Source organism: Pseudophaeobacter arcticus DSM 23566, assembly GCF_000473205.1.
In the GTDB taxonomy this organism is placed as follows: Bacteria; Pseudomonadota; Alphaproteobacteria; order Rhodobacterales; family Rhodobacteraceae; genus Pseudophaeobacter; species Pseudophaeobacter arcticus.
Genome location: NZ_AXBF01000005.1, coordinates 172,610 through 194,507 on the forward strand (window position 1 = coordinate 172,610; position 21,898 = coordinate 194,507).

Consider the following 21,898-nt stretch of genomic DNA (forward strand, 5'->3'; position numbering starts at 1 on the left):
CATGAGACATGACGAAAGGGCCGCGCCAAGCGCGCCCCCCTCTCTTCAATCCTGCGACGCCTTCTTCGCCGGGTCCGCAACCCGCATGACCGTCAGACCTTTCGCTTCCGCCTTCTGCCCGAGGTTCAGCGCGACCCCGTTGCCGCCGAAGAGGACAACCCCCGTCGCCGCGAACTTGTCGTCGAGCATTTCGTCGTTGCATTTGAACGGTGCCGCCCGGCCATGCGCTGACCAGCGCGGATCGAAGCGCGCCTGCGCTACCCCGCGTGCCCGGGCCCACCGGGCCGCAATCATCTCCGCCCCGTGCTTGCCACCCTTGTGGCAGAGGAAGATCTCCTGATTGCGGTTCTGCTTGATCCGTTCGCGAACCTTGTCGAGCGTGTTGAAGACCACATCGACATCGGTCCAGTCGGTAGCGCCTGAGACGATCAGGGGAACCCCCGCGACTTTCGACTTCTCGGCGGTTTCGCGGTCGTGCTGCTCGAGGAGCTGCCGTGCCTCGAAGACCGCCCCGGTCTCTTGCGCGCGGACGCTTGCGCGCGACCCGGCTGCCGGGATGAAGGCGTGACCGGTCTCGATCTCGTAGCATTCCGCCGCCGCCTCGCTCATCACCTCGATGGCGCCGACGATCTCGCGCAGTTGCACAAAGCGCGCCTGCGCCTCCTCAATGGCGGTCTCGGCGATCTCCGATCCATCGTGGGATTTTGCCAGGGCGCCGATCTTGTCGGCGGTGCGGTCGACCTCCTTGCCAAGCGCCAACTTGCGGCGCTGCAGGATCGTCGCGAGCCCGTGCGCGAGCGGTTCGATCTCCGCTTCGAGGCCGGTGTTGCGCAATTGCCCGAGCAAAGCCTCGAAGCTCTCGCGGATGATGCGGTCGGTCAGGACGTGATCCTCCGGGATCGGCAGCTGTGCGTCCTTCTCGGTCAGTCCGAAAAGCTCGATGGTCTCGTAGGTGTTTGCGGTGTCGTAAGCCATGTCTGGTCTCCAGTGTTCGGTTATAGAGCCACCACGTGAGTGTGGGGGCATGGCCGAATGTCTGGTTTCCGAATCTGCCCGGGTCAGGGACGGCGCAGCCGCCGGCTTGCCGGGCGCAAAAGTTTTCCGCGCGCAGCACCCGACACATGCGCGCGCTCACGCACGGGACCGCCCCGCACCACAAGCGCCGCCCTCGCCGAAAAGTTTTGCGATCCTTGACGCGGGCTGATTTGGGGGCCATCCGGAGGATATGCTTCCGCACTCATGTGTGTGTGTTTTGACGGTAGGTTTGGCCGACCCGAGCAGGCAAACGGCCCGACCGGACGCGGGAGACGGATGCAGTGGCGGGATCGTTTTGGCCTCGGGCCAAAACAGACCAGAGCGCAATCCGGCGGAGCGGCCGGGGTGGGACGTGCTCGCGAGGCGGGCAAACCGGGATGCCGGGTGCGACGCCGCGGTGAGGCCGCATGGCCGAATGCGCGACGGACCGAAGGGCCGTTCTCCCCTGCGACACGCGCAGCCGAGCGGGGAGGCCGCAAGGCTATTGACGCATTTCGCTCGGTCGGCCCGACCTGCTTGCCAGAAGCGGCAAAATTCGGTAGTCTATTGGAGCACCAAGGAGTTTGCCATGAGCGTTCAAAAGCAATCTGTCAGTTTCACCGACACGGCCTACACATTTGCCAAGGAACTGGTCGAAGCTGGAGAGTACCCAAATATGAGCGCGGCTGTTTCGGGTGAATTGGCGAAGGCCAAGGCAGAGCGAGATCGTGAACGGTCTTTGTTTGAGGCTGAATTGGAACGCCGCCTGTCTCTGCCACTCGACCAATGGGAACCCGTCGGCGAAGCGTCCGACGTCACGGCCAGCGCACGGGCCCATCTTGCGGCGATGGCCAAAAAGACCTGATGCGATTTATCAGGCATCCGTTCTTCGAACGGGACCTTATCGGTATCGTTGATCATATTGTCGACGTGACTGACGGTGACCTTGCAGCGGCGAGCCGTCGACTAGATGAAATCGATGCCCTTATCCAGAACATTGCCGCAAACCCAAAATCTGGTGCTCGCCTCAGCGGCAAGTTGGACGGATGGCTGGTGCGCCATGGCGGCACCGGTCAGCGACTGACCATCGTATTCAAACCGCATGTAGACGCCGCACAGATATATCTCGCTCTTGTCGCGTTCGGCGGCCGGGATTGGATGAGACTGGCGTCAGCGAGACAGGTCTTCACTGACTAGCCTTAGAGCCATGGAGTGGCCGGGAAGTTGTAGACCGGACCTTCGCTGCGCCGTGCGCGAACTGGTAGGATGCGGGACAAAGTGCCCTTTCGCTGCGGTTGCGCCAACGGCTGCTATGGGAAGGTTGCATTGAGGTTGGTGGGCACGGCAGCCTTCAAAATAGCACGATTTGGTAAGGTCATTGCCCCACATCCTATTGCAGGATTTCGACCATTTCGGCGTAGCCGCGCGACGTGGCGTGTTGCAGCGGTGTGACGCCATCGCGATCACCGATGGATTTATCTGCTCCTGCATCAACGAGGATTTGCAACGCCTTGATATGATCTGGGCCGCCGTCTCCTAAAACGACAGCCTCTATCAAAGCCGTCCACGCCAGATTGTTGATATGATCCAGTGGTGCGCCGCCATCCACCAAACGTGCAACAACGTCGTGATGCCCGAGGTGGGCGGCCGCGATAAGGGCTGTCCCGTCGTAGACACTGGTGATCAGGTCAGGGGCGTTCCCGAGTTCCATTGCAAGTGACACCATTTCAGGATCGTTCGCGACAGCGGCGATGGTCAGCACGTCATAGACGCGGTTTTCCAGCGCATTCATATCCGCGCCTCCGTTTGCAAGTGCCGTCAGCGCGTCATCGTGTGATGCGAACGCCGCGACATGAGCAGGCGTGCGCTGGGATCGATCTCGGATGTCCACATCGGCACCTGCTCCGATCAGTCGGTTAATTACATCCACGTCGCCTTCGTGGGCGGCAAGATGCAGACCTGTGTAGGACGCAATGTCTGATGCTGACGGGGCTGTCTGCGCATGGGCAGACCCAAAAGAACCAATTACCAAAGCGAGCAGCAGGAAACGAAACATGATGTTGCCTTTCAGAAAGAGGGGCCCGCCCCCCGAGGGACGGGCCATGTACTTTACTCAGCACCGATTGCGTCAAGACCTGCGCGGGCACATGTCTCGTCAATTGCGCCAGATGGTGCGCCACCGACACCGATGCCACCGACCAATGCGCCACCGATCCGGATGGGCAGGCCGCCAGCCTGGATCACCAGACGGCTGTCCATATCGCGCAGACCACCGTTTTCAGGGTTACCACCGATAAACCCCGCAAGACCTGCCGTGTCACGGCCCATACTGGCGGATGTGAACGCTTTGCCTGTGCTGGACCCAACGGTATGCGGGCCCGCGTTGTCGGCACGCAATAGCACTTTGGTCTCGCCGCTGCGCGCAACGATTGCGACGCTGACATTGTGACCTTCGGCAGAACATGCAGCGACGGCAGCCTGTGTTGCTGTGGTTGCCATATCGAGCGGCAAGTAAGGAGCTGTGGGCAGGTCTTGGGCGAAGGCTGCAGCGGGTGTCAGCAGAGCTGTGGCAAGTGCGATGGAACGGATCATTGTGTATTTCCTTTTGTTGAACTGATGCTCCAGTTCTAATTCGCCGCTGTGATCGGCGATATTCGTAGCATCCGCAAAGGTGTCCGTAGTTCTACTGATAAGTGTGTTAGTCTGCCTGTGCATCCAACCAATAACGGGTCAATTCCGCCGCCGAGGACGTGCCCGCTTTGGCCGCAATAGCCGCGCGGTGACTTTCAACTGTGCGGGGTGACAGGGTCAGCGCGTCAGCGATTTGCTTGGTCGTCAGACCCTTTGCGATCATCTCAAGAACCTGTTGTTCGCGTGTGGACAGATTGCGCACCAATGCCACCGCTTCTGCGCGTTCTTCCAAAGCCTGCTGGTTAGCTTCCAGCTCTGCATGACCCTTCTGGATTGCGTCGATCAGGTTTTGTTCGTCGACGGGCTTGCTCAGAAAATCAATCGCCCCATTGCGAAACGCGCGCCTGCACGCCTCGATATCGCCGTGTCCGCTGATAATGACGGTGGGCCATGACACGCCTTTCTCGGTTAGCTTTTCTTGCAGTTTCAGCCCCGAAATAGCAGGCATCCTGATGTCAAGGATCAGGCATCCCGGCGTCAAGTCTGCCACTTGGCTCAGGAATTTCTCGGGCGAGGCAAAACTGCACACATTCAGCCCGACGGTTTCCAACAAAAGGCTCAGCGCGTTGCGAACAGCCTCATCATCATCAACGAGGTAAACATGGTTGGTCATGGTCTCACCGTCTTGATTGAGCGCGGCAGGGACAAACGGAACGTGGTCTGGTCGGTGTCGTCGAGCAGCTTGATATCACCGCCCATTTCCTCAATCAGCCTTTGACACAGCGCAAGGCCAAGCCCCGTTCCATCCGGTTTGCCTGTCACGAAAGGCTCAAAGACGCGAGGCCTAAGGTCGTCAGACACCCCCGGCCCGGTATCGCTGACATCCAAAATGACCGACGGGCCATCGACATACGTGCGGATCGTGACCTGTGCCTCGTCCGAGGCATCAAGCGCGTTGCGCATCAGATTAAACACAACCTGTTCCAACTCGACCGGATCGGCGTCAATGAAAAGTGGGTGATCATACAGCGACAGGGTAATGCCAGCCCCCTTCGTCTTGGCCTCCAATGCCAACAGATTTTTAACGCTTTGCGCGGCTTCATGGACGGAACAGGCCTCAGACGGGGCACGGTTCGGTTTGCTCCACCTTCGCAGGCGATCAAGGAGATTTGCCGCGCGCTGTGCTTGGGATACCGTGTCGTCCAACACAGTGCCAAGACGTGCGACCTCACCACGCCGCGCCAAATGGCGGCCAGCCTGCGCTTGACTCAGGATTGCGGTCAGAGGTTGCGCCAGTTCATGCGCCATGCCGCTGGCCATTTCGCCCATTGCATTCACGCGGGAGGCGTGGGCTAGCCGCGTTTCCTGCGCGCTCAGCTTGGCGCGGTCTTCTGCATCTTTGGTGCGCGCGCGTTGCTTTAGACCGAAGGCTGACAGCAAAAAGAGGGCCGTGACCAGTGCGATAACAAAGACCACTGTCTCGACCGGCAACAGGTCAGACAGCCCAATTGTCAAAGAGGTCTCAAACACCAAAGGCTGAGACGCACTGCCGAGCGGTTTGGAAAACCCAGTCTCACCCGATGAAACCTCACCGACCAATGCCGTTTGACCATCAGGCGTCGACAGACGCAAAGAAGCTGATGGCGTGTCCCAAAACGGATCATCTGTGGCAATCAGCGCGCGGGCGTCAATCACCAGCGCTAAACCGTGCCGTGCCGCATCAGAATTAGGGGTGCGTTTCACTAGCAGATAGTGATCCGGCAGGTCCGGCATTGGCCCAATTTGCAAAGCCCCGGTCGAGCGGCGGGCCAATTCAATGACGCGTTCCCTCGCCTGTAACGAAAGACCGGGCTGCGTTTCTATGGCGGTTTGGGACGGAACGTATGGGACAACATTCACCGACGTAATACGTGGGTAAAACCGCCTGATCGTCGCGGCCACGTCTAACAGTAAGTCCTGCCGCTCCATCCCACCAGCCACAAAAATTGCAGACAACGATGTCAGATGCGCATCGTGCTGATCAGCCCGCTGTGAGGCCAGACGATGCAGCGTTTCACTTTTGATCGTCAGTTCACGCACCAAGTTCTGTCGTTCAAAAAACGCCACCCCGCCGAGAGCGAGCATGACGGCAAGCGCCCATAGCAAAGTGTTCCGCCAGAAGTTTGTTGGATATGAGACGGCCATTTGCATTCATCGCAGGTGTCGGCGCAAACACCAATCCGTATTTCTACGGGCAAAAAGCTTTGCGTCAATGCCAACCGGCTTGAGATTCCTTAACAAAAAGACCTACATTTTCATCTGCGCAAAAGAGCGGACATTGATGCAACGTGCAGCATTGGATCTTCTGGGCTCTTCGGTAGCATTAGCTGCGGGCGACACGAACGTCAGCAATGTACGCCGGGTTCATTCAACCACACCAGTACAGAAAAAGGGGAACCGTGGTCCCACGGCTCCCCTTTCGGTTCAGATCGTCTCCCCCTCGCGCGCCGATTAGGCAACCAGCGACAGCCCCGCGCCTGCGTCCTGCGGTTGCTCACCGCTGTCGATGAACGGGATGATCGAGAAGGTCTGCCCGCCGCGCTGTTTTTCGTTCTGCACGGCGTTGACGCGCAGATCGCCATCGGGCGTGTTGATCAGCAGCGACAGGTAGTCATTGCCCGTGCGGCTGCTTTTGGCCATCCACGCCGATCCGACGCGGATCGGTGTGCCCCGGGGCGAGCTGACCTCGACGCGGTAATCCGGGTGGGTCTCCTCGGATTTGTAGCTGTTCTCGATCAGCATGAACTCCAGATCGAACATCATGTTGGCGATGTAGCCGGTGAAGGCGTTGTCAGCGTCCATGGCGGTCAACTCGCCCGAGATCGAGCCGGACTTCATCAGGCCGTTCGAGACCAGCGGGATGATCTCGAAGTCGCCGCTTTGGGTCGCGCGCGCCTCTTTCGTCTGCACCGCGTTGACCCGGAACGGGCCCAAGCCGACATCGATCTGCATCGAGACGTAGGGGTTGCCGCTGGTATTGCCGGTCTCGTTCCAGGCCGTGCCGATGCGCACCTTGCGACCGGATTTGTTGACTGCCGTCACGTCAAAATCCGGGCTGCGTTCGGACATCTTGGCCCGCGCCTCCAACTGGATGGCGATGTCAAAGCGCGTCGAGTGGATCATGCCGGTGTACTGAGCGGCTGCGGTCTCGACATTGCGGGTGAGGGTTCCTGCGAACATGGGATGGTTCCTTTTCAGATTGTTCGGTGCCTGACGTTCTTGCCAGCGCATCCGGGATTGCTTTCTCGACCCCTTGAGGGATCACAAACCAGAAAGCTCGCTTTCCTTTCTTCCCAACCTTCAGTTTAGCGCTGACGCCTGAAAGACTGTGCCACCTTCCCGCCGGGTACGACGCCCCTCCCCTGCCCGTCTGGCCTCGGATGGCTGTCCTGGGTATTCTCGTCGCCCTCCTCCGATCCCGCAATGAAGAACTCTGCTTCCTCCCCGTTCAACCGCTGCCCGCTCCGGTCGGTCAGCCCGATGGTGCTACCGTTCGGCTCAAACGTGATCAGGTATTGGCCGAGGCTGTCCTTGTGCACGCGGTAGCCGGTGTTGGCCCAATGTACGGTCTGACCTGCATCGATGGCGGCTTTGATCTCTCCGAGAGTCATGATCGTCCCCTCGCCTATTCTGCTGCCACTGAAGTTACGTCCCAAGTGGCGTCTGGTCCGGTTCCAACAATCCGGGAGAGGATGCCCGCTGTGTCGATCCCGTCCCCGTGCGGCAGAAACACCCGCAACTGAAAGGCGATGATCTCCGTGAAGCAGCCGAGGGCCTTGAGGCCGTCGATCATGCCCCGATCCGCACCGCCCAACTCAAGGCGCATCTCGCCTGCGACACGACGACGGGTCAGAGTCAGACCCCGGCCCAGATCGACCGGCGCGGTGGTGCCGAGGGCGGCGGTCAGCATCTCCTGCGGTGTTTGCGGATTGGAGACGAGGAAGCGGGCGCGCAGCGCGGCCGCCCCTTCTTCGCTCAGCGTCCGCCCGATCATCGCGGTCGCCCCGTCGGGCGTGACCCGGTAGATGCGCTCATTGGTGGTCGGAATGTCCTTCCAGATAGGCAACAAGAGCCCGGTCAGCAGGTAGAGCTTGATCGTGGTGGTTTTTGGCAGGGACGCAGCCTCGGCATCCCAAAGCCTTGCAAACTCAGGCCTTCCGATGTCTTCCCAGGCCGAGGACTCGAACCGCGTCTCCTCCAGATAGCTGGACCCGTTTGGCCGCACCGCCTTGCGCATCAGCGTGACAATGTCCTCGTCATACATCTGCATGGGGCGCGCCGAGATGAGCGCTGCGCGTCCCGAAGCACGGTTAACCATCGGTAGCTTGTCGGGATTGCGCGACAGGGCGTCATCCGCCGACAGCACGTGGACCGGGTCCGTCACCTCAAGTCCGATGATCCGCGTCACCGCCCCGGATTTCGGGCAGGTCCAGAGATCCTCGGTGGAGACCTGCTCGATCTTTTCGCCGCGCAGGGTTTCCACGCCGAGATCGAGCGTGCCCGCCGCGCGCGCCCGTTCCGTCTGATCAGCGATCCGACGCATGAACTCGGCAAAGAGCGCGTTCTGCATGTGGATGGGAAGGGCAAGCACCCGGTTGAGAAACCGCTGGATCGGCGGCAGCTCCTCGAGCAGCACCCCGTCCTTGTCGATCAGCCGCAGGGCCGTCCAGTCGGTGAAGCTCTCGTAGCTCATCGCCTCAGCGCGTCCGGCGGCAAGATCGGCGAAATACCCACGTAGTGCGGCCCGCGCGATCGGGCTTTCCAGATTGTCCTCCTCGCGGAACATGCCCTGCGAGCCGGTTTCGCGCTGACCCTTGGTCAAGGCCCCCAGCTGGTCGAGGCGTTTGGCAATCGTCGAGGTGAAACGCTTTTCGCCATGCACATCCGAGGTGCAGACGCGGAAGAAGGGCGCGCTGACCTGGGCCGAGCGATGGGTGCGGCCCAGCCCCTGGATGGCCGCATCGGCGCGCCAGCCGGGTTCCAACAGGTAGTGCCGGCGCCGTTTCTGGTTCTTCGCCGTTTGCGCCGCGTGATAGGACCGGCCCGTACCGCCTGCATCGGAGAAGATAAGGATATCCTTCTCGCCGTCCATGAAGGCTTGGGTCTCGGATGAATTACTGCTGGCGGCGCGCTTTTCGATGAAGAGATGACCATCCTCGGACTTGAGGGGCCGGATGGACCGCCCCGTGACTTCTGCCACGGCCTCGTCGCCAAAGGCCCAGAGGATCTGATCCAGCGCCGAAGGGATCGGGGCGAGCGTCATCAACTCCATCATGGCCGCATCTCGCAGGGCGAGCGCCTCGCGCGAGACAACGAGCGCGCCGGTCTCATCCCGCAAAGGTTCGGCCACCATGTTGCCGTCGATCTCGACCAGCTTTTGCGCATGAATCGGGAAGGCCTGTTCGAGGTAGCCCAGAACATAGTCGCGCGGCGTCAAGGCCCCCTCAACGAGTTCATCCTCCGGGTCCATTGTCTCAAGTCGACGTTTCAGCAGGCTCTCACCTGTCGAAACCACCTGGATGACGCAAGCCTTGCCCGTTGCCAGATCGTCCTTGATGGCGTGGATGATGCTTGGAGCCTTCATGCCCATCAGGAGATGGTTGAAGAAGCGCTGCTTCGTGCTCTCGAAGCGAGATTTGGCCGAGGCGCGTGCTGCCGACGCATTGGTCTCGCCCGAGGCATCGTTGACGCCGGTCGCAGTCAACGCCGCTTCGAGATTGTGGTGGATCGTCCGAAACGCACCCGCGTATGCGTCGTAGATCTCGATCTGGGCCGGGGTGAGCGCGTGTTCGAGCACGTCATACTCCACGCCATCAAAGCTGAGGGCGCGCGCCGTGTAGAGGCCGAGCGTCTTAAGATCACGCGCGACCACCTCCATGGCAGCCACGCCGCCGGCTTCCATCGCAGAAACGAAACTCTCGCGGCTTGGGAAGGGGTATTCGGGGCCCTGCCCCCAGAGCCCCAGCCGCGCGGCATAGGCGAGATTGTGCACGCTCGTGGCACCCGTGGCCGAGATGTAGAAGACGCGGGCGCGGGGTGCTGCCAGTTGCAGCCGCAGGCCAGCAAGGCCCTGCTGGGAGGGTTTGACCCCCCTGCCCTGCTCGGACCCTGCTGCGTTCTGCATGGCATGGGCCTCATCAAAGGCCAGCACGCCTTCGAACTCCGCGCCCATCCATTCGAGGATCTGGCTCAGTCGCGTGGTGCCGCATTTGCCCGCGGACCGCAGCGTGGCGTAGGTGACGAAGAGGATACCGTCGCCCATCGGGACCGGCTGGTCCGATTTCCATTTGGAAAGCGGCTGAATGTCGGCAGGCGAGCCGCCGAGATCGGTCCAGTCGCGGATCGCGTCCTCAATAAGCGTGGCGGATTTGGAGACCCAGATCGCCTTTCTGCGCCCGGCCAGCCAGTTGACAAGGATGAGCCCCGCGCATTCGCGGCCCTTGCCGCAACCGGTGCCGTCGCCGAGGAAATAGCCAAGGCGATAGGCACGTGCATCCTGGTCATCATCGGCGCGCGTCAGCTTGGTCTGGTCGTAATCGATAGTGAACCGACCGGGCAGGTCGCGCCCATGGGCGTCATGCGCCATGATGATGGTTTCCAGCTGCGCCTCGGAGAGGTGACCCTCCTCGATCAGCTTCGCGGGCAGTCGCAAGTCATCACTGCCCGTGTTTGAGGGCATGGGCGGGGCAACCGAGGCCATTGCGATGCTTTCAACGAGCGGCGTGGGATGTTCCTGCGCACTCGCAATCTCGATCCGTTGCGGACGGTAGCGCGCATAGATGTCCGAGATGGGCGTGTTGTCGCGCGGGGTCTGAAGGCTTGTGAAGCTGAGCGGGACAACGGCCTTGGCCCGGGGTTTGGAGGGGGCGACAGGCGCAGCGGCGGCCTTGCGCGGGGCAGATGATGGAACGCTCGACCGAGTATGAGGGATCGCTGCCGCCCGTTGGACTGGGCGCATCTCGGTCCGGGTCGCGGCCACGGCGTCAACGAAAGGAAGGACTTCCTCCAGATCCTGAACCGCGGCGCGGATCATTTCGCCGTCCTCCTGCACCTTGTCGAAGACCATCAGCTGGGTTTCGACAGAGGTGCCGAGCTTGCGGTAGACCTGCCCCGGCATCGTCAGCGCCAAGCGTGGCGTCAGGAGACCGCAGGCGCGGGACCAATGCGCGGCATCGCGTTCGGGCGTGAATCCCGGCGGCATGATCGCCACCAGCCGCCCGCCGGGCGCGAGACGCTTTGCAGCCCCGATGAGATGTTTTGCAGCGATGTGCTTGTCGCGGGAACGATCGACCGAGGAGGCGAAGGGCGGGTTCATCACCACGACGTCGGGTAGAACCGGCGTCTGCAGCAGATCGTCGATATGCTCACCGTCATGGCCCGTCACATCGCCACCGAAGAGGGCCCGCAGGAGGCACTGGCGAAAGGGGTCGATGTCGTTGAGCAAAAGCGTGGCACCAGCCCGGGCGGCGAAAGCTGCCAGGGCACCGGTGCCAGCCGAGGGCTCCAGAACGGTCTCGCCCTTGCGGATCGCCGCGGCCCGCAAGACCAGCGCCGCAAATGGCAGCGGCGTGGAAAACTGCTGCAGCCGGATCTGCTGCTCGGAGCGGCGGGTTTCCGTCAGCAGCCGTGAGGCAAGCAGCTTTGCAGCAGCGAAGTCACCTGCCGCGCCGTCCCCACGCAGCACAACCTGGATGGCTGCGGCCTGCATCAGGTCATAGGCTATGCGCCAGTCCCAGGCGCCCCCGGCATCGCTGCCATGAAACGTCTCGCGCATGATGCGCGCCAGCGCTGAACTGCGCAGGGGTTGATGGTCGATCTCCGCGCCGATCTGCGCCAGCGCAGAGGTGAAATCAGCGTCGGAGGTTGAGAGAGCCGGGCTTGCCGGATTGGGCTTGGACATGGGATTTTCCTTTGGATCAGGGTCTGAGTTCCAAAGGACAAAAAGCCCGCTTTCGCTTTTCATGGTGACGGGGGTCAGACCGCGCTGACCTCCAAGGCTTGGTCAGGACTTGGCTTCGACCTCCCGTTTCGCATCAATCAATGCCTGTGCGGCCTGCATCACCTGAACCTGAGATGTTCCCGAGCGTGCATCCTCCAGCGCGGCCTGCACCTGCGCGCAAAACCAGGCGTCATAAGAATTCGCTTCAGCGGCCATGGAAATGCTCCTCGAGAGCTTTATCCAGAAGCTTGCCAAGGCCATGGGGCATGTCTGCAACGTGCACCGCGACTGGCAAACGGCCCCGCTTCATCTGGGACGCGCATTGCTCATCGAGACCAAGAAGTGGCCCTTCCTTTCCCGTTTCGTCCATTGCGTTTTCTCCAACCGTGTTAAGGCGTGAGGTTACATCACCTTGCGTGATACCGTAAACGGCGGTGCCGTTAGGGTCGCAGAAAATCATCCTAGGCCACTTACCGATCGGGCGCCGCTTCAAGGGAAGTTTCGAACCGCTTGTCCGCCGCCGCGGCTTCTTTCAGGAGCGCGTCAAAATTGTCAGGTGGGTTGCCATCTTCCAGCATCCCTTTGAACGTCGCATAGGTATCCGTCTTGCTGCCATAGGCGCGCAGGGTCTTGTCGTCGTTCACCCAGGCCACCACGATGACCTTCGCATCGCTGTTGAACCGATAGAACAACCGATACTGTTGGAAGAATTTCGCCCGGAACCAGTGCTTGCGGTGATCGCCGAGTGTGCCGCCTTGCCGGAAGGCGGCGGCACCCGGATCTGCCGGTATGGCCTCGGTGACCAGCTTGAAGATGGCGGCCAGCCGTTTCGTGGAATTCTTCTTGCGCCAGGTCTTGGGATCGCGTGCCTTACGCGCCTCGACCTCCAGGGTCAGCCCTTCGAGCTGGTCCAGAAAGAGCGGATGCGCATAAATCGACCATCCGTTTACGACAAGGGGCGCTTGAGCGGGCACGCTATCGCCGCTCATTCATCCTCGAGCGATAGCGGCGCATCGAGATCGACGTCAACGTCTCCGACCAGTGCTGCAAGACGGTCATGCAAAGCCCCATCGAACGCCCGAATGCGGTCCGGATGCGCCTTGATATCGGCCTCGACAAAATCGAGAAAGGCGCCGAGCACAGGATCTTCCTCGTCGCTGCGCACGGGCTCAATATAGACCCTGCCACTCGGCTCGGTGCAGTAGCGAATCTGGTCGCCCTTGCCCAGCTTGAGCTGCTTGCGCACACCCGCCGGCACGGTCGTCTGATACCGATCCGTGAGTTTCGAGACATCTTGTGCGAGCGCTGTCATGGCAGTCTCCTGAAAGAATGGGGGTCTTTGCTGCCTGCGATAGGTAATGCATTTGCATTGCTCTGTCAAGATAAGCCGCAGGATCTGCTGTCGCCGGGCAGGTCGATGAACCGTCCGGCGCAGCACCTAGTCTCGCCCCGCGAGATACTCCGCCAGCACAGGACTGGCCGCACCCTTCGCGAAACTGAGCAGCTCCGAGCCCGCAAGCGAGGCCTTCGACAGGCGTACGAGCCCACCGGTTTCCTCGATGCGGTAGCAGCGGCGTTTTTGCCGCCCACGCCTGTAGTGCGTCGCGGTCACGATCTGGCAAGTGCTGCCATCGGTGAGCGTCACAGGGGTGGCGAGCCTGATCTTGTCGCCTTCCTCGTAGTCCGGGATCGCAGCCCAATCCCGGCAGCGCTGGCGCCAGTCCTGGGCGTAGCTGTCCGGGTCTTTCAGGTTGGAGAGGAGCCCGATCAACGCAAGGGGAGCACGAGACTCGTTCGGGCCAGCGCTTTCCTCCATGTCCTTGTAGCCCCAGCAGCCGTCATCATATCGGGTGAGGAAGACAGCCCCGAACGTGATGGAGCCATCCACATCGGTCACATAGGTCGCGTCTTCGACAGCGGTGCCGTCGAGATTGGTGACCCTTGCCGCCGCATACCAGGTGGAGCCGACCTTGCAGGCTTTGACCAGTTCGGTTTTGCGCGTGTCGCCATGAGAGGTGCAGAGCCGGGCGATTTCCGCTTTCTCATCCGCGTAGGTTTTGACGCGGCGGTCGGTGTAGAAGAGCCATCCCATCTCAGAGTCCTTTCTCTAATTGGGGGAATTGTTGTCGCCAATGTCCCGAGAAGGCCGCAGGCCTGGCAGGGTATTGGCGATGCTTGTTTGAGAAAGGGCGCGTTACGCCGCCCTCCGGTCATCGATTTCCATCAGCGCATCGAGCGGCACGCGGTAGGGCTGCATGGCGTCGAAATCCTCGCAATTGCCGCAGTTCTGCACGATCGCGAAGGTGTCGCAGGCATCCTCGAGGATGACCCGGAAGGTGCCGCCGAGGCCCGAGGGCACCTCGTAGGTCCCGCCGATGAGATAGTCCGAGGCCCGGCGCACGAAGACGCGGATGCTGTGGCCATCGGTGGCCAGCCGGATGGCCCCCCGCCCCCGGTCGATGAGCACCTGCACGTCATCCAGGGTGTCGGTGTAGAACTGGCCGGTCAGATCGCGAAACGCCATGCGGCGCTGCGCCATCCAGTCGGTGTCCCGAAACGGGTTCATGCCGTCGGCGAAGGCGAAGGACGGATCGGCCTGTTCGGTGGTGACGATACGGGTGGTCGTGCCATCGATGCCGTTTGAGCGCAGATGCACACCATTGCCGACGATCAGGATCAGGGCGGGCCTGTCCACGGGCCCGTTCCAGTTGGGCAGGAAGGTTTTGCAGGCGCGCGCATGGGCGATCTGCGCCGCAACTGCGGAGGCAGAGAACTTGAGAATAGCCATGGGGATGTCTTTCTGTTCGGTTTGGAAGGGTCGACCCGCGCGGGCGACGTGGTCCACGCGCGGGTCGCGTAATGGCTCAGGCCGCTTGCGCGACCTCGCTGTCAGGCTCCGGGGTTTCCGCAGTGGGCTCCGCCTCATCACAGGCGACACCGGCGGTCTGCATCATCGGCGGGCACCAGGCGGCCACGGCAGCGCGCTGCGCGTCGGTGAGCGTGGCGAAGGGTTCAGCGAAGAGTTTGTCGCAGAAGGCGACGATCTCCTTCTTGCTCGACGAGGCGAGCGTCACAGCCTCCTGGGCGAGACCCAGATCCTCACCGAGGATCTTCAGGAGCCAGGCCTTCTTGAAGCGGTTGAAGAGCGCCGCATTCGGCGTCCAGTGGGCGCGGATGTCGGGCATGATCTCGATCTCGAACGCATGCATCAGGCTGTCGCGCTGGCGGTCCCGCGCGAAGCAGGACTGCGTGGTGCTGGCCGTGGCATAGGCCACGAGCTTGGCCTTCTCCCCAGTCTTCAGCGCGCGAAACGCCGCGAACTGATCGGCGGGCGGGCGGGTATCATCGAGCCAGGAGAGGTCAAGCGCATCATGCGCCGCCGCCACCTGCTCAAGCGAGGTCTCGTCGATCTCGTCCATCTTGGCATGGCTGCGGTATTCCTTGCGGGCATCGATCTTGATCGCCTGTGTGACACTCATGCCGCTGGCCAGAACGTCACTGACCAGCTTGAAGAGCGTCAGATCGAGCGTGGCTTCCGGATGCAGCGCCATCGCGGCGCCAAGGGCCATGGCCCGCTCGGTCTTGAGGTCCTCTGCCAGCGAGGCTGGATAGGTGATTTCTCCGGCGTCTGGGGCCTCCTCCCCAGTCGGGTTAGCCGAGGAGCCGCGCGCACCCTCCTCTTTGACGGTGTCCTCCGGGCGCACGAGGCCAATATGGAGCGTGATCTGCCCACCCTGCCACGAGGCAATCACACCAGCGCGGGCGAGGTCCTCGGCGCTGTAGGCCTCCTGCAGATCGCGGGCTTCCTCTTCCAAGGCGTCCACGCGCTCGTAAAGGGCGTTGTAGGCACCGTCCTCGAGCCCCTCATCCTCCATCTCGAGCTGCAGTTTCTCAAGCTCGGCGGTGATTTCATCCACGCGCTTTTGCGCAGCCTCATCAGGCTCGATCGGGCCGGGATAGACGCGGCCGTAATCGGCCATGGTCGCGTAATCATAGCGGACCATCGCATCGGCCCAAGCAAAGCCCAGCCTCATACGGGCGTCCTCGGCGGCTGCACCAAGCTTCTCGAGCAAGATGGTCTCGACCAGAGCCGCATCCTCAAGCACGGAATGCTCATCCAGCAGATCGGCTGCGACGGCACCGCCACGCGCCTCGTAGTCCACGCGCACGAAAGCCCCGATATCGTCGCTGACCTGCACGCCGCGGGATTTGAGGGCCTGACGGACGGTATAGGCCTGCAGATAGCCGCCGTCCTTCGTGAGCGCCTCGAAGACCTCGCGCTGCGCCTCCTGGCTTGGATGCTCAGCAAAGGCCTTCATCGTGTCGAGCGTGATCACCTTGCCCCGGGCCGCGGCGCGGATGTCGGGGTGGATAAGGCCATAGCGCAACCGGCCTTTCACGGCGGCCACCGTGGTGCCGAAGGTCTTTGCGATCGTCTCGGGCGTTTGGCCATCGACCTCCATCATCCGGGCGAAAGCCTCGAACTCGTCAATGGCGTTCATCGGCGCCTGGGTGACGTTCTCGGCGAGCGACAGCGCCGTGGTGACGTCGCAGTCTTCTGGCACAAGGCGGCAGTCCACCTTGGTCTTCGCCGTGAAGCCCTTGATGGCCTTGTCAGCGACCAGCTCCTTCAGCGCGGCATGCCGCCGGCCACCGGCCAGCACGGCGTATTTGCCGTCGAACTTCTGGACCAGGATCGGCTGCAAGAGGCCCAGAACGGCGATGCTGGCCTTCAGATGCGCGATGTTCTCGGGATCATAGGTTTCCGGCGAGTTGCTGCGCACATTGGCGGGATGCGGGACCAGATCGCCGATGGCGACGGTGAGAGGGGCAAAGTTCGTGGTCATGGGGTATCCTTCCAGGTGGGTGAGGTGTGGCCCGCGCCTTCACCCGCGTGACCAATCCCCGGCTTCAGGGATCACCACGACAAAAGGCCCACTCTCCCTTTGAGGGGTCAGTGGGCCTTCATCGCCTGGGGTTTCAGCAGGGGGTGTCCCCTGCCCTACCAGTCGCGCGCCAGCATGATGGTCAGCACGCGCATGGTGGTGGCGGGATTGTCCGGGGTCTCAGCCCCGTAGCGGAAATCCGAGTCTGCTTCATAGAGATCGATTTTCCAGAACACGGTCTCGCCCCGGATCTCGACCGCGCCAAAATCGTGCCATCCCTCGGGATCATTCTCAGGCTCGAATGTGGCAAACTCACCGGTCGCCTTCACCGCCTCGGCCATGAAGCCGTCACCGGCCTCCATAAGCGCGCGGGTGACATGCATCCGGCCCTGGATGGGCCGCGCGGGCGGCACTCCAAGGCATGCGAGCTTGCGAAACGCGTCGTTCTGCGCCGCGATCACGGTCGGATCCGGACGGTCTGGCAGGGGTTGAACGGTCATGGACATGGGGATCTCCTTTGAGAAGTTAAAACACCCTTCTCAAAGCCCGCTTTTTCTTTTCCGCATGTCGGAAAACCCGGTCCAAACCTGCCCGAACCAAACAGTTCCGACAGTCCGCTCAGCGGGACGAAACTGCGGTTCGCGTCACCAATTCGATTGTCCGCTTCGGCAATGACAATGCCTATGATTTCCTCGCCAATATGCAACCGGCTCAAAAAGAAAAGATCATGGCGATGACAAGATCCTAGGCACGGCCCTCTACACCTCATTGAGATCCGACGGGATGACGAAAATCTAGGCTGGAACAAAGAGGGGTGGCGCAATGTGCTGTTTTGTTTTCGTGAATTTGAAAAATCTGACATCTCTGACAGGGCATTTTCTCGTGCCCGAACCCTTGGGAACCAATCGCGCGGGTTGTCAGCATGATGTCGCCCTAGTAGCGCTGTCGGACAAATTGGAATTGGTCCGACAGCGCCATTCAGCAGGCGTAGCGTGTCCGGTTCGTCATCTTCGCCGAGGTCTTGAGTAGCTACCTAAGTGTAACGACCGGTCCGAAAATCCGCGACCAGCTCTCAGCTTGGTGGGACGACTGCTTTATATGTGCTGCCATTCTTCTGGAACCCAAGCGTAGGCCCCGTCTTTTTCTTCGACATGACCGATACCAGGGAACGGCAAATGGGTGCCCGCAACGGCGATCTTGTCGGCAACCACCATATCCAAGACACGGCGGCGCGTCTCGGCGGCCTGCACGCCATCTGCGTCAAAGGCGATACCGGCATCAGGGTGGCTAAACTGCAGCGACGCCACAGCTGTGCTGTCTCCCCATATGATCAACTGATCAGAGCCATCCGACACACGGACCCCACTGTGTCCTGGGGTATGCCCCGGCATTGCCAAAGTGGTGAGGCCGCCACCAAGATCGGTATTGTCGCCAAACATTTCGGTCCGCTGAGTGTAGGCCTCGCTGACAGCACGTGCCAAGGCAAAGAAACCTTGCGAAGACTCCGGCGCACCCGATGCGATCATCTCGTCCGTCCAGAAGGCATGATCGGTTTCGCTGACATGCAACGATGCATTCGGGAAGACCGGGCCATTATCTGCGATCAATCCCCCGATGTGATCCGGATGCATGTGCGTCAACACAATGCGCGTCACGTCTTCAGGTGCAACGCCAAGCAACTCCAGCGATGTGCGCAACCTGCCTGCTGTTGGTCCAAAGGCACTGCCCGCACCAGCATCGACCAAGCTGACCTGGTCTCCTTGGCGAATGACGTGAGTACTGATTGCCAGCGGAATCGGATTCGCGGGGTCAAGATAGGCCGCCTTCATTCCTTCCGCGATTTGCTCGTCCCCGAGGTTCGTCACAAGATTCTGATCGAGCTTGAAATACCCGTCCAGCAATGTCGTCACGCGCAGATTGCCTACCATACGATCATAGAAGGTTGGAAGTGGTGCCGTTGCATGGCCCGCGGCTTGCAGGGGGTGTGGGCGTCCGGCGGCAAGAAGGGCGGCGCCACCCGCGGCGCCCAGAATCAATCCACGGCGCGAAAGATCAAAAGAAGTCATGAGTTTTTCCTTGTTTCATATGCAGAACTTCAATTCTGCGTTTTGTATGCTTTTAGTTAAATAGGTCCAAATTTCAGATGACCACCCACCGAGAGCATGAACAGACCAACGGCCCACGGACGAGCAGCGGACATCTTACGGATTTGCAGCACACCACAACTCGGGCTCACAGCTGCCATTTTCTGCTTTGCGGCAAAGCATAGGTCAAGCGGCCTTGGCGCTGCGCTCTGCCCTGCCCGCCTCTGATCTGGCGATCAGATAATTACATGCGCGCTGCGCATCGGCGGCGTGCTTGAAGATCGCGTTCTTGTCAGAGCGCAGAACGCGCAGCCAGTTGTAGAGATAGGCCGCGTTCATCTCGAGCGTATGCGCCGTAAAGCCGAGCGTCTGCCCAAGAAACACCGAGGTCAGTTCGGCGACGATCTCCTCGCGCGCGTATGAGGTGTTACCGAACTTTGAGAGACCGAAATCACGCTTCAGTCGATGGGGAGCTTTTGTGGCATGAGCCAGCTCATGCGCCCAGACCCCGTAGAAGTTCCGCGGGTTCTCGAACCGCGCGATCGACGGCATGAACACCTTGTCCACGGGCGGCAGGTAGTAGGCTTCCGTCCCCGTGAAGACGGTCGTGATATCGAGGGCATCGAAAAACGCCTGCATATGCGGGATGGGCTCGGACGGCGGATGCTCGGGCGCGGGCTCCGGGTCGGGGAAGAAGCTATCGGGCAGGCCATCGATCTGGCAGGCATTGAACACGCGGTAGGATTTCTGAAAGCGAAAGATGCGGGCTTCCTCGGAGTGATCATCCCCGTCGCTGCGGTCATGCTCATCGCCGCCCGCGTCTTTCCGGCTTTGACCGTAATAGACGACGACAGAGGATTTCTCGCCCTTGCGGACCTTTGCGTCCAAGGCATTGGCCTGCGGCAACGTCATCCAGAAGGGAGAGCTGTGGCCCGCCATCACGGTCCGCATCGTCAGCAGGAAGTTGTTCACTCCCTGGTAGGGTTCTCCGCCCACGCGCAGGGGACGAGAGCTGCCACCTGCGGTCCATGGCTTGCGCCACGGCAGGACGCCGCGCTCGATGATGCGGATGATTTCGTTTGTGATGACCTCGGAGGCATCGAATTTGGGCGTGCGGGATCGGGCCATGGCTGGCGTCCTTTCGAGTGTTGATGAGAGGGAGTGGTGATCAGATTGACTGACGGGGCCTCGGATCGTTGATGATCCTGGCGCCGAGCCCTTCGACCATGTCGATGTAGGTGGTCAGCGAGACGGACCTGCCAGGACCGCAAGGGTCAGGGTCGACCGATCCGTCCCGCGCCACGCACGGCAAGTTCGCGAAGGCGGTGACATCGGTGACGGATCGGATATCGATGAACGGCGTTCCTCGTGCGACCGCGAGGGCGGCCAAGGGAAAGCGCTCGATGGGCGCGAGAGTCGAAACGGTGGTCCAACCGAGATGGAGGAATGTCCCGCCATCCCCGCAGATCACATGCGCGTTTGGCAATGACGCCGCCTGCTTCAGATAGCCGAGATCACGCAGGACGGTCTGGCGTTCGAGACGCTGTGCCAGCGCCGTCTGGCCAGTTCGGCGCAGCCCTCTATGCCGCCACCAGGAGGCGGCGGTTGCGCGGAGCACGCGCAAGACACCTGTTTGCATGGGAGCGCCCTTCATCCGGAACGGCAGACCGGAACCCGGCCCGGACCCATCTGAGGGACCCCAAAGGCCCTCATCCGTCAGTCACAAAACCCGAAGAACACTTTCTCTTTTTCCGGCCCCTTTGGGCACACAACAAAACCGAAAAGCCCGGCCCTTCTGCCGAAGCCATTGATTTCATGCAGCAATTCCAGATCGGCAGGCAAGATCGGCAACGCATATCGGCAAAACCTTGCTTGAAAGTACGAAATGTGTTTATTTTTCAATTACTTTGCAAACATGGAAGATCGGCAAAAATGCTGGAAACACCCGCCAGGATCGAACCCTGCTTCTTCGAGGAGCATATTCCTACAGAACTGGCAGACCTTTCGGTCGACATCCAGAGGGAAGCCACTGGGCTGGGACAAGGGTTGCATCCTGACAGCGCAGCCGAACTTGCCGATCTCGTCCGTGTGATGAACTGCTACTACTCCAACCTGATCGAAGGACACAACACGCGCCCCCGCGACATCGAAAGGGCGCTGGCTGGTGCCGAGCTTGAGGAAGAAACCCGTCCCCTCGCCCTTGAGGCCCGGGCGCACGTCATCGTTCAACGGGCCATCGACGAGATGCATCGCAAGGGCACCCTGCCCCGCCCCACATCCGTCGAATTCCTGACTTGGGTCCATAAGAGCTTCTACGACGAGATGCCGGATGAGTTTCGGGTCATCGAACATCCCGACGGCACACAAGAGCCCATCGTTCCGGGACGCATGCGCCAGGATGATGATCGGGAAGTTGCGGTCGGGCGCCACCTACCTCCTTCATCGTCGCGCGTCGCCGCATTCATGGACCATTTCGACAAACGATTTCAGATTGCGGCGCGGTCTTCGAGCGGACGGATCATCGCGATCGCCTCTGCGCATCACCGGCTCAACTACATCCACCCTTTCCCGGATGGTAACGGCCGTGTCAGCAGACTGATGTCTCATGCCATGGGCCTCACAGCGGGGATTGGTGGCCAAGGGCTCTGGTCCGTATCACGTGGGCTGGCCCGCGGGTTAACCGATCGGGGCGAGTACAAACGGATGATGGATCTGGCCGACAGTCCACGCCGCGGAGACCGCGACGGACGGGGGAACCTGTCAGAAGCGGCACTGAAGACGTTTAGTGAATGGTTCCTAAAGGTGACGCTCGACCAGATCAGCTTCTCAGCAAGATTGTTCGATCTCGGCGGATTGGACCAACGGTATCGTCGTCTTGTTGCAGATACCATCGATGACAAGCGAGCGCCGGAACTAATCTCGGCGGTTCTTCGTCATGGGGCACTGGAACGAGGCGATGCGCAGATTGTGCTCAAGACGTCCGAGCGTACTGCTCGCAACACGCTGAGTAAACTGACCGCCGCCGGATACATGACGTCCGCCTCGCCGAAGACGCCGGTTCGGTTGGCGTTTCCGTTGGATTATCGAGAGCGGCTCTTTCCAAACCTCTTTGGAGACGGTGACCTTCCACAATAACTTTAGGCATTTAGGGTGTAATGCCTGGCCGCCGATTTCTTCCATGAGCGGCCAGATTTTCATCAAGGCTTGCTCGTGTGTCACTTGTCCACCGCGGTGGACATCTGCTGGTCTGAGATAAACTGAAGAACCACCACGCGCCGCTATGTGCGTTTGGACAGTTTTGGTTG

General features: G+C 61.0%; 22 protein-coding genes. 4 read left to right on the forward strand and 18 right to left on the reverse strand.

From position 1 onward, the window contains the following. Positions 1-45 precede the first annotated feature (45 nt). Positions 46-975: a DUF2493 domain-containing protein gene (locus ARCT_RS0102195; RefSeq protein WP_027238617.1), complete on the reverse strand. Its 930-nt coding sequence runs from the start codon at positions 973-975 to the stop codon at positions 46-48. 628 nt (positions 976-1,603) lie between these two features. On the opposite strand from ARCT_RS0102195, the gene ARCT_RS0102200 reads away from it, so the two are divergent. Next, positions 1,604-1,879 carry a hypothetical protein gene (locus ARCT_RS0102200; protein WP_009807941.1) on the forward strand — a complete coding sequence of 92 codons (276 nt, stop codon included), beginning with the start codon at positions 1,604-1,606 and terminating at the stop codon, positions 1,877-1,879. Then, complete coding sequence (locus ARCT_RS0102205) at positions 1,879-2,211, forward strand: type II toxin-antitoxin system RelE/ParE family toxin (RefSeq protein WP_009807942.1); 333 nt, start codon at positions 1,879-1,881, stop codon at positions 2,209-2,211. Before ARCT_RS0102200 ends, ARCT_RS0102205 begins: the two co-directional genes overlap by 1 nt. A 193-nt stretch (positions 2,212-2,404) precedes the next feature. On the opposite strand, the gene ARCT_RS0102210 is transcribed toward ARCT_RS0102205, so the two are convergent. From ARCT_RS0102210 to ARCT_RS25150, 8 genes are all read right to left on the reverse strand, one after another. Then, the gene (locus ARCT_RS0102210) at positions 2,405-3,070 is read right to left on the reverse strand and encodes an ankyrin repeat domain-containing protein (protein WP_027238618.1); all 666 of its coding nucleotides are present in this window, start codon (positions 3,068-3,070) and stop codon (positions 2,405-2,407) included. A 53-nt stretch (positions 3,071-3,123) separates the two neighbouring features. Continuing rightward, positions 3,124-3,606 carry a GlcG/HbpS family heme-binding protein gene (locus ARCT_RS0102215; RefSeq protein ID WP_009807944.1) on the reverse strand — a complete coding sequence of 161 codons (483 nt, stop codon included), beginning with the start codon at positions 3,604-3,606 and terminating at the stop codon, positions 3,124-3,126. Positions 3,607-3,712: 106 nt separating this feature from the next. After that, the gene (locus ARCT_RS0102220) at positions 3,713-4,318 is read right to left on the reverse strand and encodes a response regulator transcription factor (protein WP_009807945.1); all 606 of its coding nucleotides are present in this window, start codon (positions 4,316-4,318) and stop codon (positions 3,713-3,715) included. Then, positions 4,315-5,769, reverse strand: a complete 1,455-nt coding sequence (locus ARCT_RS25145; RefSeq protein WP_009807946.1) for a sensor histidine kinase — start codon at positions 5,767-5,769, stop codon at positions 4,315-4,317. Before ARCT_RS25145 ends, ARCT_RS0102220 begins: the two co-directional genes overlap by 4 nt. A 366-nt stretch (positions 5,770-6,135) precedes the next feature. After that, the gene (locus ARCT_RS0102230) at positions 6,136-6,864 is read right to left on the reverse strand and encodes a DUF736 family protein (RefSeq protein WP_027238619.1); all 729 of its coding nucleotides are present in this window, start codon (positions 6,862-6,864) and stop codon (positions 6,136-6,138) included. Positions 6,865-6,989: 125 nt separating this feature from the next. Beyond that, a complete protein-coding gene (locus tag ARCT_RS0102235) occupies positions 6,990-7,295 on the reverse strand; it encodes a hypothetical protein (RefSeq protein ID WP_009807948.1) in 306 nt (101 codons plus the stop codon). 14 nt (positions 7,296-7,309) lie between these two features. Further along, positions 7,310-11,584, reverse strand: a complete 4,275-nt coding sequence (locus ARCT_RS0102240; protein WP_027238620.1) for a strawberry notch-like NTP hydrolase domain-containing protein — start codon at positions 11,582-11,584, stop codon at positions 7,310-7,312. Between the two features lie 102 nt (positions 11,585-11,686). Continuing rightward, on the reverse strand, positions 11,687-11,839 hold the full coding sequence (locus ARCT_RS25150; protein ID WP_009807951.1) for an antitoxin PaaA2 family protein: 153 nt from the start codon (positions 11,837-11,839) through the stop codon (positions 11,687-11,689). Between ARCT_RS25150 and ARCT_RS28185 the strand changes: the two genes are divergently transcribed. Beyond that, on the forward strand, positions 11,838-12,023 hold the full coding sequence (locus ARCT_RS28185; RefSeq protein ID WP_009807952.1) for a hypothetical protein: 186 nt from the start codon (positions 11,838-11,840) through the stop codon (positions 12,021-12,023). The genes ARCT_RS25150 and ARCT_RS28185 overlap by 2 nt on opposite strands. Before the next feature lie 70 nt (positions 12,024-12,093). On the opposite strand, the gene ARCT_RS0102255 is transcribed toward ARCT_RS28185, so the two are convergent. From ARCT_RS0102255 to ARCT_RS0102295, 9 genes are all read right to left on the reverse strand, one after another. Beyond that, entirely contained in the window at positions 12,094-12,612 is a 519-nt protein-coding gene (locus tag ARCT_RS0102255) for a type II toxin-antitoxin system YhaV family toxin (RefSeq protein ID WP_009807953.1), read from the reverse strand. Next, positions 12,609-12,935 carry a type II toxin-antitoxin system PrlF family antitoxin gene (locus ARCT_RS0102260; protein ID WP_005668772.1) on the reverse strand — a complete coding sequence of 109 codons (327 nt, stop codon included), beginning with the start codon at positions 12,933-12,935 and terminating at the stop codon, positions 12,609-12,611. Before ARCT_RS0102260 ends, ARCT_RS0102255 begins: the two co-directional genes overlap by 4 nt. Positions 12,936-13,061: 126 nt before the next feature. After that, complete coding sequence (locus tag ARCT_RS0102265; RefSeq protein ID WP_009807954.1) at positions 13,062-13,715, reverse strand: DUF6927 domain-containing protein; 654 nt, start codon at positions 13,713-13,715, stop codon at positions 13,062-13,064. Between the two features lie 102 nt (positions 13,716-13,817). Beyond that, positions 13,818-14,411: a hypothetical protein gene (locus ARCT_RS0102270; protein WP_009807955.1), complete on the reverse strand. Its 594-nt coding sequence runs from the start codon at positions 14,409-14,411 to the stop codon at positions 13,818-13,820. 76 nt (positions 14,412-14,487) lie between these two features. Beyond that, positions 14,488-16,470 (reverse strand): ParB/RepB/Spo0J family partition protein, encoded by a 1,983-nt coding sequence (locus tag ARCT_RS0102275; RefSeq protein WP_009807956.1) that lies wholly within the window; start codon positions 16,468-16,470, stop codon positions 14,488-14,490. A 155-nt stretch (positions 16,471-16,625) separates the two neighbouring features. Beyond that, the gene (locus ARCT_RS0102280) at positions 16,626-17,015 is read right to left on the reverse strand and encodes a DUF3768 domain-containing protein (RefSeq protein ID WP_009807957.1); all 390 of its coding nucleotides are present in this window, start codon (positions 17,013-17,015) and stop codon (positions 16,626-16,628) included. Positions 17,016-17,603: 588 nt separating this feature from the next. Beyond that, positions 17,604-18,575, reverse strand: a complete 972-nt coding sequence (locus ARCT_RS0102285) for an MBL fold metallo-hydrolase (protein WP_009807958.1) — start codon at positions 18,573-18,575, stop codon at positions 17,604-17,606. A gap of 204 nt (positions 18,576-18,779) precedes the next feature. Further along, positions 18,780-19,721, reverse strand: a complete 942-nt coding sequence (locus tag ARCT_RS0102290; RefSeq protein ID WP_009807959.1) for an ArdC family protein — start codon at positions 19,719-19,721, stop codon at positions 18,780-18,782. Positions 19,722-19,761: 40 nt separating this feature from the next. Next, entirely contained in the window at positions 19,762-20,232 is a 471-nt protein-coding gene (locus ARCT_RS0102295) for a hypothetical protein (protein ID WP_027238621.1), read from the reverse strand. A 293-nt stretch (positions 20,233-20,525) separates the two neighbouring features. Between ARCT_RS0102295 and ARCT_RS0102305 the strand changes: the two genes are divergently transcribed. Beyond that, positions 20,526-21,728 (forward strand): Fic family protein, encoded by a 1,203-nt coding sequence (locus ARCT_RS0102305; protein ID WP_009807962.1) that lies wholly within the window; start codon positions 20,526-20,528, stop codon positions 21,726-21,728. The last annotated feature ends 170 nt before the right edge of the window (positions 21,729-21,898 follow it).